The organism is Streptomyces albidicamelliae (assembly GCF_025642175.1).
Taxonomy (GTDB): domain Bacteria; phylum Actinomycetota; class Actinomycetes; order Streptomycetales; family Streptomycetaceae; genus Streptomyces; species Streptomyces albidocamelliae.
In genome coordinates, this window is the sequence record NZ_CP106795.1 from 3,307,072 (window position 1) to 3,321,344 (window position 14,273).

Below are 14,273 nucleotides of genomic sequence, written 5' to 3' on the forward strand. Positions count from 1 at the left end.
TGCGCTTACGCGTCCTTCCGGGCCGCCGCGATCTGACGGCTCATGATGGTGGTGAGTTCGTACGCGGTGTGCGAGGCCGCGACCGAGGTGATCTCGGCGTGGTCGTACGCCGGCGCGACCTCGACGACGTCGGCCGAGACCAGGTTGCACGAGGCCAGGCCGCGCAGGATCTCCAGCAGCTCGCGGGAGGTCATGCCGCCCGCCTCCGGGGTGCCGGTGCCGGGCGCGTGGGCCGGGTCGAGGCAGTCGATGTCGATGGAGATGTACAGCGGGCGGTCGCCGATGCGCTGGCGGAGCTGGTCGGCCACCTCGTCGGCGCCCCGGCGGTAGACGTCGGCCGAGGTGACGATGCCGAAGCCCATCTTCTCGTCGTCGGTGAGGTCCTGCTTGCCGTACAGCGGGCCGCGGGTGCCGACGTGGGAGAGGGCGGAGGTGTCGAGGATGCCCTCCTCCACCGCACGGCGGAACGGGGTGCCGTGCGTGTACTCGGCGCCGAAGTAGGTGTCCCAGGTGTCCAGGTGGGCGTCGAAGTGGAGCAGGGCGACGGGGCCGTGCTTCTTCGCGACCGAGCGCAGCAGCGGCAGCGCGATGGTGTGGTCGCCGCCGAGGGTCATCAGACGGGCGCCGGTGCCGAGCAGGTCGTCGGCGGCGGCCTCGATGGTGTCGACGGCCTCGTTGATGTTGAACGGGTTCACGGCGATGTCGCCGCCGTCCGCGACCTGCGCGAGGGCGAAGGGGGACGCGTCCTGGGCGGGGTTGTAGGGACGCAGCAGCCGGGACGCCTCACGGATGGCGTTGCCGCCGAAGCGGGCGCCCGGCCGGTACGAGACGCCGGAGTCGAACGGCACGCCCACGACGGCGACGTCGGCGGTGCCGACCTCGTCGAGGCGGGGCAGCCGGGCGAAGGTCGCGGGACCGGCGTACCGCGGGATGCGGGAGGAGTCGACGGGGCCGCGGGGCGTCTCGTTGCTGCTCATGATGAAATGCCTTCTTTCCTGCGCTTCGTCGCGCATGTACTGCTTCTCATACGACTCTACTGGTGAGCCGGGACCGGTTCGGACACGAGTTCGGGGTTCCGCCCGGCCAGGCGCTCGCGCCAGGTGGCGAGGACGGCCGCGTCGGTGGGCTTCGTCGCCAGGGACACGGCGACGTAGACGACGAGGGAGGCCAGCAGGCCGTAGTAGACGGGCTCGTTGGCGAGGATGCCGTAGCCGGCCATCAGGCCGATCACGGCGAGGCCGCCGACGATCACCGAGGCGAGGGCGCCCTGGACGGTGCCGCGCTTCCACAGCAGGCCGCCGAGGATGGGCACGAGCAGGCCGCCGACGAGGAGGTTGTAGGCCACGGTCAGCGCCTCGACCACGTTGTTCAGGGCGATCGCGGTGCCGATCACGCCGATGCCCATGATCAGGATGAAGACGCGGTTGCCCGTGACCTCGTCGTGGGTGTCGTCGGTGCGGCGCACCGCGCCCCGCAGCCGGGACCAGATGTCGTTGTTGGCGACCGTGGCGCAGGCGATCAGGGCGCCGGAGGAGGTGGACATCACGGCGGCGAGGGCGGCGGCCAGCACCAGGCCGCGTACGCCGACGGGCAGTTCGTCCTTGACGATGGTGGCGAAGGCGTCGTCGGGGCTGCCGAGCTTGGGGTAGATCACCTTGGCGGCCGTACCGATCACCGCGCCGGCGAGGGCGTAGACCAGGCAGTAGGTTCCGGCCACGGTGCCGCCCCACTTGGCGGTCCGGTCCCCGCGGGCGGTGAACACGCGCTGCCAGATGTCCTGGCCGATCAGCATGCCGAACGTGTAGATCAGGACGTACGTGAAGATCGTCTCGCCGCCGATGCCCAGCGGGTCGAAGTACGCGGTGGGGAGCTTGGCCTTCATCTCGGAGAAGCCGCCCGCCTTGACCACGGCGATGGGCAGGAGCAGGAGCAGCACGCCGATCGTCTTGACGACGAACTGGACCATGTCGGTCAGCGTGATGGACCACATGCCGCCGAGGGTGGAGTAGGCGACGACGATCGAGCCGCCGAGGATGATCGCGACGGTCCGGTTCATGTCGAACAGGACGTCGAAGATCGTGGCGTAGGCGATGGTGGAGGTCACCGCGAGCATGAGGGTGTACGCCCACATGACCACACCGGAGATCACCCCGGCCCGGCCGCCGTAGCGCAGGTCCAGCATCTCGGAGACGGTGTAGACCTTCAGGCGGGCGATGCGGGCGGAGAAGAACACCGACAGGGCGAGCAGGCCGAGGCCGATCGTGAAGACCATCCAGGCGCCGGAGAGGCCGTACTGGTAGCCGAGGCCCACGCCGCCGATGGTGGACGCGCCGCCGAGGACGATCGCGGCCATGGTGCCCGAGTACATCACGGGGCCGAGGCGCCGGCCGGCGACCAGGAACTCGCTCTTCGACCTGGCGCGGCGCATGCCCCACCAGCCCATGGCCAGCATGCCGGCGAGATAGACGACGATCACTGTGTAGTCGACGGCCATGTGGGGCCCTCCTTCGCGCACTGTCGGTGGCGTGTCGTGCAGAGACGTGGGGATTCCTCGGGAGGGGTCCCTCGGGGAGAGGGCTTCCTCCGGAGCGGGGGTGACGGCAGCGGATCGCGGGGACATCCGCCCGTACCCGCGGCTGCCGTTCCGTGTTGACCCTAGGTGGCCGGAAAGCGACTGCGAAGAGTACGTTTCATCCATATGAACGGGGCGGGATGGAGGAAACGCACATCATGCCGGAGACGATCACCCCAGCCGTCCCACCGACCCCACCGGTCCCGCTCACGGCCCTGCTGGCCCGGGAGGACCTGGGCCTGCGGCAGATCGCGGGGCCGACCGACCCGGACACCGTCGTGCACTGGGCGCACACCTCGGAGATGGCCGACCCGTACCCGTACCTGCTCGGCGGCGAACTGCTGCTGACGGCCGGCGTGCACATCCCGGAGGCGGCCGGCGACGGGACGTACTTCGACGACTACGTGTCCCGGATCGTCGCGGCGGGCGGCGCGGCCCTCGGCTTCGGGCTGGCCCCGGTGCACGACACGGTGCCGCCCGCGCTGGTCGCCGCCTGCGACGGCCACGGCCTGCCGCTGCTGGAGGTCCCGCCGCAGACCACCTTCTCCGGGGTGGCCCGCGCGGTGTGGCAGCTGATGGCACAGGCCCGCCTGGCGGAGCTGCGGCGTGTCACCGAGGCCCAGCAGAGCCTGGCCGCGGCGGCCGCGCGCCCGGACCCCGTCCCCGCCGTCCTGCGGCAGCTGGCCCAGCGCCTGGGCGGCCGCGCGGTGCTGTACGGGCCGGACGGCACGGAGGTCGCGGGGGCGGGCCGGGACGCCGCACGGGAGGTGCGGCCGGCGCTGGCGGAGCTGGCCGGGGTGGTCAGACCGCCGGCCGCGGCGGGCGCGGACCACGCGGCGGGCGGCGGCGCCCCGCCGCCTCCCGGCCGCTGCCGGCGTCCGCCACCGACACCCTCGGCCCGGCCCATCTCGCCGTCTACGCCCTCGGCGCCGGCGAGGGCTTCGTGCTGGGCGTGGCCACCACCCGGCGCGAACCCGGCGACCACACCATCGCCTCCGTGGCCGCCGTCCTGCTGTCCCTGCTGACCGGCGAGCACCAGAGCGGGGCCGGGGCGGCCCGGTCCTCCGCCCTGGTACGGCTGCTGCTGGGGGCCGCGCCGGAGGAGGCGGCGCCCCTGCTGGGCGGGGAGGGCGAGTGGCGGGTCGTGCACGCGCGGCCGGACTCCCAGGCGCCGGACGCCGTGGCCGCCTCCGCCCTCGGCGCCGCCCTGGGCTCGCCCCTGGTCGACCTGGCCCGTGACGTCGTACGCGTGCTGGTGCCGGCCGGGCGGGACCCGGAACCGCAGCCCGGCTGGACGCTCGGGGTGAGCGCCGCGGCGGAGCCGTCCGCGTGGCCGTCCGCCGACACCCAGGCGGCCCGCGCCCTCGCCCGCGCCCGCGCCACCCGCACCCCGCTGGTCCGGCACGCCGCCCGGCCGGTGCTGGAGGACCTGGTGCCACGCGAGGACGCCGAGTCGCACGCCCGTACGCTGCTCGCACCCCTCGCGGGGCAGGCCGCGCTCGCCGAGACCCTGCGCACCTGGCTGTCCCTGCACGGCAGTTGGGACCGCACGGCGGTGGCGCTGGACGTGCACCGCAACACCGTGCGGCAGCGGATCGCCCGCTGCGCCGCCCTGTTGGACACCGATCTGGACGACGCGGACGTCCGCATGGAGTTGTGGTTCGCGCTGCGGCGCGGCTGAGGGCGACGGCCGAGTGACCCCCGTCCCACGGGGCGATATGCCGAGGACGCCCGCGGCGCGCTGCCTCACAATGGGAGGCATGCCGATATCCGGGACACCCAGCCGCGCCCAGCTCGTCGACCACCTGGTGAGGACCCGTATCGCGGGGGACGTCGCCACGCCCCGCGAGAACAACCTCTCCCACTACCGTCAGCTCGCCAACGGTGTCCGCAACTTCTGGCTCGGCCTGGAGCTGGGCGACCGCTGGACGGACGAGCAGGACGTGCTCGCGGTCATGGCCGAACGGGTGGGCGTCAACGACGATCCCGAGTACCGGTACGGGCAGGACACCATCGACCCCGAGCTCACCGTGGACGCGCTGGACCGCATGGCGGCGCGGCTGCGCAAGGCGGCCGAGGGGCAGCAGCGGGTGCTGTTCGCGACCGGCCACCCGGGCGGCCTGCTGGACGTGCACCGGGCGACGGCGGACGCGCTGCGGGCCGCCGGCTGCGAGATCGTGGTCATTCCGGAGGGGCTGCAGACGGACGAGGGGTACGTCATGCAGTTCGCCGACGTCGCGGTGCTGGAGCACGGGGCGACGCTGTGGCACACCCACTCGGGCGAGCCGATGCGGGCCATTCTGACGGGACTTGAGCGCGCCGGGCGTCCGCTGCCGGACCTGGTCGTCGCCGACCACGGCTGGGCGGGGTACGCGGGACAGCACGGCGTGGACTCCGTGGGATACGCCGACTGCAACGACCCGGCGCTGTTCCTCGGTGAGTCCGAGGGCACGGTGCAGGTGGTCGTCCCGCTCGACGACCACGTCGTGAGCCCGCGCCACTACGACCCCATGACGGTGTATCTGCTGGCGGGGGCCGGCCTGGCGTAGGGTCCGCGCGAGCGTCGGCGGACGCGATGGTGCGGCCCCGCGAGGAGGGCCGCACCATCGCCTCAGATCGTGTCGGGGTCAGTGGCCGCCGTGGCCACCGCCACCGTGGCCACCGCCGCCGTAGCCGCCACCACCGTGGTCGCCGCCGTAGCCGCCGCCACCGTGGTCGCCGCCGTAGCCGCCGCCACCGTGGTCGTAGCCACCGTGGTCGCCGCCGTAGCCGCCGTAGTCGTCGTCATCGTCGTCCCACCAGCTGTTGTGGCCGTTGTGGCCGCCCCAGCTGTCGCTGTAGGAGCCGTGGTCGCCGTGATCCGACGCCGAGGCAGTGCCCGCCGCCCCGATCGCGGCCCCACCGGCCAGCAGGATTCCGGCTGCGGACGTCGCGACAAGACGCCTCGTGCGTGTAGCTCGCATGGGAAGTACCTTCCACCGTCTCTCGCACGTCCCCGACGGGAACGCCACGAGGTGGATGGCCGTCACCGCACGGAAAGACGGAAAGAGTGCGGAGCGGTCTTCTGATGTCACCGCTGGCTCATGAGCGGCACCTGGGTCCGGCCGACGCCTGTGACCCCATGCCTCGGGTGTCACGGCTGAGGTCAGAGCTTCCCCGGGACCTCGTCGGCCGTGTGTGCCGTGCACTTGCGGCTTTCACTCGAAGAGCCTAGTACCGCACCCGCCACTCGTCATCTCGGGCGACTAATCGCGCCACAGCTATCTCATGGACCTGACCGGCCTGAGCCGACCTGGGGGAAGACATCAGCAGCTCACACACCGTCTCCGCCGTCGGGGTCGACCTCTACTACGGCAGTCGGCGGGCCGTGGACGGGGCTCATCTCTCCGTCGCGCCCGGCGAGGTCGCGGCGGTCCCAGGTCCTGGCCTGCGCGGCGCTGGGGGTGGGCGCGGTCGCGGCCCTGGGCACCCTGCCGCTGGTGGGACGCCGGATCGATCCGGAACTCATCCGCCGGGACTGAGCCGTCGGCCCGCCCCACGGCCGTCGCGGTCGTGGGGCGGCGGGTGGTGCGCGTCACCTGGGGACGCGCACCACGCCCTCCTGGATCACCGTGATCGCGAGGCGGCCGTCCTGGGTGTGGATGCGGGCCTGGCCGAGGCCGCGGCCGCCGTGCGCGGTGGTCGACTCCTGGTCGTACAGCAGCCATTCGTCGGCGCGGAAGGGGCGGTGGAACCACATCGCGTGGTCCAGGGACGCCCCCACGACGTCGCCGACGGCCCAGCCGCCGCGGCCGTGCGCGAGCAGCACGGAGTCCAGCAGGGTCATGTCGGAGACGTAGGTGGCGAGGACGACGTGCAGCAGGGGGTCGTCGTCGAGTTTGCCGTTGGTGCGGAACCAGACCTGGGAGTGCGGTTCGCGGGGCTCGCCGAAGCGCCCGTACGGCGGCTCGTCCACGTACCGCAGGTCGATCGCCTCGCGGGCCTCCAGGAACCGCTCCACCACGTCGGGCGCGAGATGGTCGTACCCGCGCAGCCGCTCCTGGGAGGTCGGCAGGGTCGCCGGGTCCGGTGCGGGCGGCATCGGCGCCTGGTGGTCGAGGCCCTCCTCGTGGACCTGGAAGGACGCCGACAGGTGGAAGATCGGCTTGCCGTGCTGCACGGCGACCACGCGGCGCGTGGTGAAGGACCGGCCGTCGCGGATCCGGTCGACCGTGTAGACGATCGGCGCGCCCGGATCACCGGGGCGCAGGAAGTACGCGTGCAGGGAGTGCGCGGGCCGGTCCGCGGGGACCGTCCGGCCGGCGGCGACCATGGCCTGCGCCGCCACCTGCCCGCCGAAGACACGGGGGACGACGGCAGCGCGGGACCGGCCGCGGAAGATGTTCTCCTCGATCTGCTCGAGGTCGAGCAGATCGAGGAGATCCTGGAGTGCCTGGCTCATGGCTTGTAGTTGTACCCGCCAGTGATTGCGGGGACCTTACAGACCCATGTCCTTGGCGATGATCGACTTCATGATCTCGCTGGTGCCGCCGTAGATGCGGTTGACGCGGTTGTCGGCGTACAGGCGGGCGATCGGGTACTCGTTCATGTAGCCGTAGCCGCCGTGCAGCTGGAGGCAGCGGTCGATCACGCGGTGGGCGACCTCGGTGCAGAACAGCTTCGCGGAGGCGGCCTCGGCGGGCGTCAGCTCACCGGCGTCCAGGGCCTCCGTGGCGCGGTCGGCGACGGCCTCGGCGGCGTCCACCTCGGCCTGGCAGGCGGCCAGCTCGAACTTGGTGTTCTGGAAGTGGGCGACCGGCTTGCCGAAGACGGTGCGCTCCTGCACGTACTGCTTGGCGAACCGGACGGCGGCCTTGGCCTGCGCGTAGGCGCCGAAGGCGATGCCCCAGCGCTCGGAGGCCAGGTTGTGGCCGAGGTAGGAGAAGCCCTTGTTCTCCTCGCCGAGCAGGTCCTCGACCGGGACCTTGACGTCGACGAACGCCAGCTCGGCGGTGTCGGAGGTCTTCAGGCCGAGCTTGTCGAGCTTGCGGCCGACGGAGTAGCCCTCGGACTTGGTGTCGACGGCGAACAGCGAGATGCCGTGGCGGCGGTCCTCGGCGGTCGGCGCGGCGGTGCGGGCGCAGACGATGACCTTGTCGGCGTGCACACCGCCGGTGATGAAGGTCTTGGCGCCGTTGAGCACGTAGTGCGTGCCGTCCTCGGACAGCTTGGCGGTGGACTTCATGCCCGCGAGGTCGGAACCGGTGCCCGGCTCCGTCATCGCGATCGCCCACATCTCCTCGCCGGTGACGAACTTCGGCAGGAAGCGCTTCTTCTGCTCGTCGGTGGCGAGCATCTTGATGTACGGCAGGGCGAGCAGCACGTGCACGCCGGAGCCGCCGAACTGGACGCCGGCGCGGGCAGTCTCCTCGTAGAGGACGGCCTCGAACTTGTGGCTCTCCATGCCCGCGCCGCCGAACTCCTCGGGCACGTTGATGCCGAAGATGCCGAGCTCGCCGAGCTTGTAGTAGAACTCGCGCGGCGCCTGGCCGGCGGCGAACCACTCGTCGTACACGGGTACGACCTCGGCCTCGATGAAGGCGCGGATGGTCTCCCGGAACGCCTCGTGATCCTCGTTGAACACCGTACGGCGCACGCCGCCCACCTCCACGTACCTCGGCATCGCCATGTCTAAGCGCTTGCTCACTCAACCGTACCGGCGGGTAGGTAACCCCGTCCAGGGGTATCCGTCCGTAACGCTCGTCACGCCCGCCCGAGGGGCGGTCCGAGCCGGATCTCCACGTCCCATGCGAGGTCCTGGCGGTACTCGACGGCCCCCTGCCGGTACCACACGCGATATCCGGACAGATCGCCGCGCACGGGACCGGTCACCCGGACGCGGGCGAGCACATAGGCCCGCGCGGCGGCGTGCGGCGGTACCCGGACGGGCCGCTCGGGACCGACCCGGACGGGGCCGTCCTCGTTCAGCGTCTCGTCGTCGGCGACGACGAGGCCGTAGCCGCCCATCTGCCCGAGGGTCACGACTCCGTAGCGCAGCACCTCGAGGCCGGCCGGTACCCGGAGCCACCGGGTGCGCAGCAGCGTGAGCGACTCGTCGCCGGTGCCGGTCTGCAAGGGCAGGCTCACCCAGTACTCGTCGCCCGTGCGCGCGTGGTCGAAGCCGAGGAGACCGCCCGTCCCGGCGAGCGCGCGCCCCTGCGCGTAGCCACCGGCCCGGTCACCCCCGGCGGCGGCCGTCAGCGCCCCGGCCACGGCGAGCGCGGCGGCAGCTCGCAGCACTCTCGTCCACGTCGCTCTTCCGGCCGTGTCGGTCAGCACGGCTCCCCCCTTCGTCGGGTGCGCCCTCGTGCGGCACAGGGGGGAATTCGATCATGGCCATGACCTGCGAGGACAGCCGGCCCGGCAACCGCTTCCCCGGCTACTGCTCCCCGGCCGCCGCGAACGCGCCGCGCGCCATCCGGTGCAGCAGCGCCCCCATGGCCCCGCGGCCGGGCAGGGTGCCGGCGCGGCCCAGGTGGGGCGTGGAGTTCAGCAGGCCGAAGACGGAGTGGACGGCCGAGCGGGCCGACGGCTCGGTCAGGGCCGGGTAGACCTCGCGGACCACCTCCACCCACAGCTCGACGTACTGCCGCTGGAGCTGCCGCACCAGCTTGCGGTCGCTGTCGCGCAGGCGGTCCAGCTCGCGGTCGTGCAGGGTGATCAGCGGGCGGTCGTCGAGGGCGAAGTCGATGTGGCCCTCGATGAGCGAGTCCAGGACCTCGGGGGCGCCGGTGGCCCCGTCGGCCTCCGCCAGACGGCGCTTGGCGCCCGTGAGCAGCTGGCCGCTGATGCCGACCAGCAGCTCGGCGAGCATCGCGTCCTTGCCCGGGAAGTGCCGGTACAGACCGGGGCCGCTGATGCCGACCGCCGCGCCTATCTCGTCGACACCGACGCCGTGGAAACCACGCTCGGCGAAGAGCCGGGCGGCCTCTTTGAGGATCTGCTCACGGCGGGTCGGCGCGTCGGTTCTGGTGACCATGCAGGCAATTCTAGACAGGGAGGTTAGCGGTCGTTAACCTGAAGGAAATGGTTAACGCTCATTAACAGGTTCGACCACCGGGTGAGGGGACCGCAGGATGCAGGAGGCACCGGAGCTTCGGAGCGCGGCAGATCCCGCGTCGGAGGCCTGGCGGGCCAACGAACAGGGCCATCTCGCGCTCGTCGAGGAGCTGCGCGGCAAGCTGGCCGCCGCGGCGCTCGGCGGCGGCGAGAAGGCCCGGGCCAGGCACACCGCGCGCGGCAAGCTGCTGCCGAGGGACAGGGTGGACACGCTGCTCGACCCGGGCTCGCCCTTCCTGGAGCTGGCCCCCCTCGCGGCCGACGGGATGTACGAGGGACAGGCCCCGGCCGCCGGCGTGATCGCCGGGATCGGCCGGGTCAGCGGGCGCGCGTGCGTGATCGTCGCGAACGACGCCACCGTCAAGGGCGGCACCTACTACCCGATGACCGTGAAGAAGCACCTGCGCGCGCAGGAGGTGGCCCTGGAGAACCGGCTGCCGTGCGTCTACCTGGTCGACTCCGGCGGCGCCTTCCTGCCGATGCAGGACGAGGTGTTCCCGGACCGCGACCACTTCGGGCGCATCTTCTACAACCAGGCCCGGATGTCCGGCGCCGGGATCCCGCAGATCGCGGCCGTGCTCGGCTCGTGCACGGCCGGCGGCGCGTACGTCCCGGCGATGAGCGACGAGGCCGTGATCGTCCGCAACCAGGGCACGATCTTCCTCGGCGGTCCCCCCCTGGTGAAGGCGGCCACCGGCGAGGTCGTGACGGCGGAGGAGCTGGGCGGCGGCGAGGTCCACTCCCGGGTCTCCGGGGTCACGGACCACCTCGCCGAGGACGACGCGCACGCCCTGCGGATCGTGCGCGACATCGTCGCCACGCTGCCGGCCCGGCAGTCCCTGCCCTGGGAGGTCCAGCCGGCCGTCGAGCCGAAGGTCGACCCCTACGGCCTCTACGGCGCCGTCCCCGTCGACTCCCGCACCCCCTACGACGTGCGCGAGGTCATCGCGCGCGTGGTGGACGGCTCCCGGTTCGCGGAGTTCAAGAGCGAGTTCGGGCAGACCCTGGTCACCGGCTTCGCCCGGATCCACGGCCACCCGGTGGGGATCGTCGCCAACAACGGCATCCTGTTCTCCGAGTCCGCCCAGAAGGGCGCCCACTTCATCGAGCTGTGCGACCAGCGCGGCATCCCGCTGGTGTTCCTGCAGAACATCTCCGGCTTCATGGTCGGCAAGGACTACGAGGCGGGCGGCATCGCCAAGCACGGCGCCAAGATGGTGACGGCCGTCGCCTGCACGCGTGTGCCCAAACTGACCGTGGTGGTCGGCGGTTCGTACGGCGCGGGCAACTACTCGATGTGCGGCCGGGCCTACTCCCCCCGCTTCCTGTGGATGTGGCCCAACGCCAAGATCTCCGTCATGGGCGGCGAGCAGGCCGCCAGCGTCCTCGCCACGGTCAAGCGGGACCAGCTGGAGGCGCGCGGGGAGGACTGGCCGGCCGGCGCCGAAGAGGACTTCAAGGCGCCGATCCGCGCCCAGTACGAGCGCCAGGGCAACGCCTACTACGCCACCGCCCGCCTGTGGGACGACGGCGTGATCGACCCGCTTCAGACCCGTCAGGTGCTGGGACTCGCCCTGACGGCCTGCGCCAACGCGCCACTGGGAGACCCCCAGTTCGGCGTCTTCCGGATGTGAGGAGGGGAACCGTGTTCGACACAGTGCTGGTGGCCAACCGGGGCGAGATCGCCGTACGCGTCATCCGTACGCTCCGCTCCCTGGGCGTGCGCTCGGTGGCGGTCTTCTCCGACGCGGACGCCGACGCGCGGCACGTGCGCGAGGCCGACACCGCGGTACGGATCGGTCCGGCGCCCGCGGGCGAGAGCTATCTGTCGGTGGAGCGGCTGCTGGAGGCCGCCGCCCGCACCGGCGCCCAGGCCGTCCACCCCGGGTACGGCTTCCTCGCCGAGAACGCGGGCTTCGCGCGCGCGTGCGAGGAGGCGGGGCTGGTCTTCATCGGCCCGCCGGCCGACGCGATCGCGCTCATGGGCGACAAGATCCGGGCCAAGGAGACCGTGCAGAAGGCCGGGGTCCCGGTCGTGCCGGGTTCGAGCGGCAGCGGGCTGTCGGACGGCGAACTCGCCGCGGCCGCCCGGGACATCGGCGTGCCGGTGCTCCTGAAGCCGTCCGCGGGCGGTGGCGGCAAGGGCATGCGCCTGGTGCGCGAGGTGAGCGCGCTGGAGGAGGAGATCGCCGCCGCCCGCCGTGAGGCCCGCGCCTCCTTCGGCGACGACACCCTGCTGGTGGAGCGGTGGATCGACCGGCCCCGGCACATCGAGATCCAGGTGCTGGCCGACGGCCACGGGAACGTGGTCCACCTCGGCGAGCGCGAGTGCTCCCTGCAACGGCGCCACCAGAAGATCATCGAGGAGGCGCCCAGTGTGCTCCTCGACGAGGCCACGCGCGCGGCGATGGGCGAGGCGGCGGTGCAGGCGGCCCGCTCGTGCGGGTACCGCGGTGCGGGCACGGTGGAGTTCATCGTGCCCGGCGGCGACCCCTCGCAGTACTACTTCATGGAGATGAACACCCGTCTCCAGGTGGAGCACCCCGTCACCGAACTCGTCACCGGGCTGGACCTGGTGGAGTGGCAGCTGCGGGTGGCGGCCGGCGAGACGCTGGGCTTCGCGCAGGAAGACGTCACGCTGACCGGGCACGCGGTCGAGGCCCGGATCTGCGCCGAGGACCCGGCGCGCGGCTTCCTCCCTTCGGGTGGCACGGTGCTGCTGCTCGACGAGCCGCGGGGGGACGGCGTCCGCACCGACTCCGGCCTCAGCGAGGGCACGGAGGTCGGCAGCCTGTACGACCCGATGCTCTCCAAGGTCATCGCACACGGCCCCGACCGCGAGACGGCCCTGCGCAAGCTGCGGGCGGCCCTGTCCGGGACGGTCACCCTGGGCGTGCAGACCAACGCGGGCTTCCTGCGCCGCCTGCTGGCGCACCCGGCGGTGGTGGCGGGCGAGCTGGACACCGGACTGGTGGAGCGCGAGGTGGACGGGCTCGTCCCGGACGGGGTGCCGGCGGAGGTGTACGCGGCGGCGGCGCTGCTGCGCCATGCCGCGCTCGCTCCCGCCGGCGGCTCCGGCTGGACCGACCCGTTCGCCGCGGCCGACGGCTGGCGCCTCGGCGGCGAGGCGGCCTGGACACCGCACCACCTGCGGGTACCGGGCCAGGAGGCCGTGACCGTCCGCGTGCGCAGCACGCCGGACGGCGGCACGGAACTGCTGCTCCCCGGGGCGGACCAGCCGCTATGCGGGTCCGGCGGCACGACCGTGTCGTCCGGCGCCGGGCGCCGCTTCACCTTCCGGCTCGACGGCCTCACCCACACCTTCGCCGTGCTGCCGGACGGCAGCTGGCTGGGCCGCGACGGCGACACCTGGCAGGTGCGCGACCACGATCCGGTGGCCGAGTCCCTCACCCGGTCCGCGCACGCGGGCGCCGACTCGCTGACCGCGCCGATGCCCGGCACGGTGACCGTGGTGAAGGTGGCGGTCGGCGACGAGGTGACCGCGGGCCAGAGCCTGCTGGTGGTCGAGGCGATGAAGATGGAGCACGTCATCTCCGCCCCGCACGCCGGCACGGTCGCCGAACTGGACGTGACCCCGGGATCGACGGTCGCCATGGACCAGGTGCTGGCCGTGATCGCGCCCACGGAGGAGGCGGAATGAGCGCCGAGCCGCTGCCCATGGTCGTACCGGCCCAGGACCTGCCCGCGCGGGTGCGGATCCACGAGGTCGGCGCCCGCGACGGGCTGCAGAACGAGAAGACGGCCGTGCCGACCGAGGTCAAGGCGGAGTTCGTCCGCCGGCTCGCCGACGCGGGCCTGACGACGATCGAGGCGACCAGCTTCGTGCACCCCAAGTGGGTGCCCCAGCTCGCCGACGCCGAGCAGCTGTTCCCGATGCTCGGCGGTCTGCCCGGGGTGGACCTGCCGGTGCTGGTCCCCAACCAGCGCGGCCTGGACCGGGCGCTGGCCCTCGGCGCCGAGCGCGTGGCCGTGTTCGCCAGCGCGACCGAGTCCTTCGCCAAGGCCAACCTCAACCGCACGCTGGACGAGTCGCTGGCCGTGTTCGAACCGGTGGTGCGCCACGCGAAGGACGCGGGCCTGCACGTGCGCGGTTACGTGTCGATGTGCTTCGGCGACCCGTGGGAGGGTCCGGTCCCCCTGCACCAGGTGGCCCGCGTCTGCACGGCGCTGCGCGACATGGGCTGCGACGAGCTGAGCCTCGGCGACACGATCGGCGTCGCCACCCCGGGCCATGTGCTCGAACTCCTCAGCCTCCTCAACGAGCTGGGTGTGCCGACGAACGTCATCGGCGTGCACTTCCACGACACCTACGGCCAGGCGCTGTCGAACACGCTGGCCGCGTTGCAGCACGGCGTCACCACCGTGGACGCCTCCGCGGGCGGCCTAGGCGGCTGCCCCTACGCCCGGTCCGCCACCGGCAACCTCGCCACCGAGGACCTCGTGTGGATGCTGCACGGCCTCGGCATCGAGACCGGGGTCGACCTCGGCCGTCTGACCGCCACCAGCGTGTGGATGGCCGAACAGCTGGGCCGGCCAAGCCCGTCCCGTACCGTCCGCGCTCTCTCCCACAAGGACCAGTGAT

The 14,273-nt window shown here is 72.5% G+C and carries 12 protein-coding genes and 1 pseudogene; 5 read left to right on the plus strand and 8 right to left on the minus strand.

All coding sequences use genetic code 11. The features are described from left to right. Window positions 1-5 precede the first annotated feature (5 nt). Together speB and N8I86_RS15220 are read right to left on the minus strand one after the other, a co-directional pair. Window positions 6-977: an agmatinase gene (gene speB / locus N8I86_RS15215; protein WP_073900511.1), complete on the minus strand. Its 972-nt coding sequence runs from the start codon at window positions 975-977 to the stop codon at window positions 6-8. A gap of 56 nt (window positions 978-1,033) precedes the next feature. Beyond that, window positions 1,034-2,494: a sodium:solute symporter family protein gene (locus N8I86_RS15220; RefSeq protein ID WP_123437751.1), complete on the minus strand. Its 1,461-nt coding sequence runs from the start codon at window positions 2,492-2,494 to the stop codon at window positions 1,034-1,036. Window positions 2,495-2,712: 218 nt separating this feature from the next. Here N8I86_RS15220 and N8I86_RS15225 point away from each other — a divergent pair. Continuing rightward, window positions 2,713-4,253 (plus strand): annotated as a pseudogene (locus N8I86_RS15225) (PucR family transcriptional regulator ligand-binding domain-containing protein). A 79-nt stretch (window positions 4,254-4,332) separates the two neighbouring features. Continuing rightward, window positions 4,333-5,121 carry a phosphatase gene (locus N8I86_RS15230; RefSeq protein ID WP_263278007.1) on the plus strand — a complete coding sequence of 263 codons (789 nt, stop codon included), beginning with the start codon at window positions 4,333-4,335 and terminating at the stop codon, window positions 5,119-5,121. A 78-nt stretch (window positions 5,122-5,199) separates the two neighbouring features. Here the strand turns inward: N8I86_RS15230 and N8I86_RS15235 are convergent, their stop codons facing one another. The 6 genes from N8I86_RS15235 to N8I86_RS15260 all read right to left on the minus strand — a co-directional run bounded on the left by N8I86_RS15235 (window position 5,200) and on the right by N8I86_RS15260 (window position 9,590). Then, window positions 5,200-5,535: a hypothetical protein gene (locus tag N8I86_RS15235; protein ID WP_263278008.1), complete on the minus strand. Its 336-nt coding sequence runs from the start codon at window positions 5,533-5,535 to the stop codon at window positions 5,200-5,202. Between the two features lie 350 nt (window positions 5,536-5,885). Further along, window positions 5,886-6,080 (minus strand): hypothetical protein, encoded by a 195-nt coding sequence (locus tag N8I86_RS15240; protein ID WP_263278009.1) that lies wholly within the window; start codon window positions 6,078-6,080, stop codon window positions 5,886-5,888. 66 nt (window positions 6,081-6,146) lie between these two features. Next, window positions 6,147-7,013: an acyl-CoA thioesterase gene (locus N8I86_RS15245; protein WP_073900501.1), complete on the minus strand. Its 867-nt coding sequence runs from the start codon at window positions 7,011-7,013 to the stop codon at window positions 6,147-6,149. Between the two features lie 36 nt (window positions 7,014-7,049). Then, window positions 7,050-8,207 carry an acyl-CoA dehydrogenase family protein gene (locus N8I86_RS15250; protein ID WP_263280108.1) on the minus strand — a complete coding sequence of 386 codons (1,158 nt, stop codon included), beginning with the start codon at window positions 8,205-8,207 and terminating at the stop codon, window positions 7,050-7,052. A gap of 107 nt (window positions 8,208-8,314) precedes the next feature. Beyond that, window positions 8,315-8,890 (minus strand): hypothetical protein, encoded by a 576-nt coding sequence (locus N8I86_RS15255; RefSeq protein WP_263278010.1) that lies wholly within the window; start codon window positions 8,888-8,890, stop codon window positions 8,315-8,317. A gap of 100 nt (window positions 8,891-8,990) precedes the next feature. Beyond that, window positions 8,991-9,590 (minus strand): SACE_7040 family transcriptional regulator, encoded by a 600-nt coding sequence (locus N8I86_RS15260; protein WP_123437746.1) that lies wholly within the window; start codon window positions 9,588-9,590, stop codon window positions 8,991-8,993. Window positions 9,591-9,687: 97 nt separating this feature from the next. Between N8I86_RS15260 and N8I86_RS15265 the strand changes: the two genes are divergently transcribed. The 3 genes from N8I86_RS15265 to N8I86_RS15275 are packed head-to-tail and all read left to right on the plus strand — an operon-like array spanning window position 9,688 to window position 14,272. After that, on the plus strand, window positions 9,688-11,304 hold the full coding sequence (locus N8I86_RS15265) for a carboxyl transferase domain-containing protein (protein ID WP_073900495.1): 1,617 nt from the start codon (window positions 9,688-9,690) through the stop codon (window positions 11,302-11,304). An 11-nt stretch (window positions 11,305-11,315) separates the two neighbouring features. Further along, complete coding sequence (locus tag N8I86_RS15270; protein ID WP_263278011.1) at window positions 11,316-13,331, plus strand: acetyl/propionyl/methylcrotonyl-CoA carboxylase subunit alpha; 2,016 nt, start codon at window positions 11,316-11,318, stop codon at window positions 13,329-13,331. After that, window positions 13,328-14,272 carry a hydroxymethylglutaryl-CoA lyase gene (locus tag N8I86_RS15275; RefSeq protein WP_073900493.1) on the plus strand — a complete coding sequence of 315 codons (945 nt, stop codon included), beginning with the start codon at window positions 13,328-13,330 and terminating at the stop codon, window positions 14,270-14,272. The genes N8I86_RS15270 and N8I86_RS15275 overlap by 4 nt, the downstream gene beginning before the upstream one ends. Window position 14,273: the final 1 nt, after the last annotated feature.

Bases quoted from the DNA above. Each gene is read 5' to 3' on its own strand.
- N8I86_RS15265 (WP_073900495.1), top strand. From the start codon at position 9,688: ATGCAGGAGGCACCGGAGCTTCGGAGCGCGGCAGATCCCGCGTCGGAG.
- speB (WP_073900511.1), bottom strand. From the start codon at position 977: ATGAGCAGCAACGAGACGCCCCGCGGCCCCGTCGACTCCTCCCGCATC.
- N8I86_RS15245 (WP_073900501.1), bottom strand. From the start codon at position 7,013: ATGAGCCAGGCACTCCAGGATCTCCTCGATCTGCTCGACCTCGAGCAG.
- N8I86_RS15240 (WP_263278009.1), bottom strand. From the start codon at position 6,080: ATGAGTTCCGGATCGATCCGGCGTCCCACCAGCGGCAGGGTGCCCAGG.
- N8I86_RS15275 (WP_073900493.1), top strand. From the start codon at position 13,328: ATGAGCGCCGAGCCGCTGCCCATGGTCGTACCGGCCCAGGACCTGCCC.
- N8I86_RS15230 (WP_263278007.1), top strand. From the start codon at position 4,333: ATGCCGATATCCGGGACACCCAGCCGCGCCCAGCTCGTCGACCACCTG.
- N8I86_RS15260 (WP_123437746.1), bottom strand. From the start codon at position 9,590: ATGGTCACCAGAACCGACGCGCCGACCCGCCGTGAGCAGATCCTCAAA.
- N8I86_RS15220 (WP_123437751.1), bottom strand. From the start codon at position 2,494: ATGGCCGTCGACTACACAGTGATCGTCGTCTATCTCGCCGGCATGCTG.
- N8I86_RS15235 (WP_263278008.1), bottom strand. From the start codon at position 5,535: ATGCGAGCTACACGCACGAGGCGTCTTGTCGCGACGTCCGCAGCCGGA.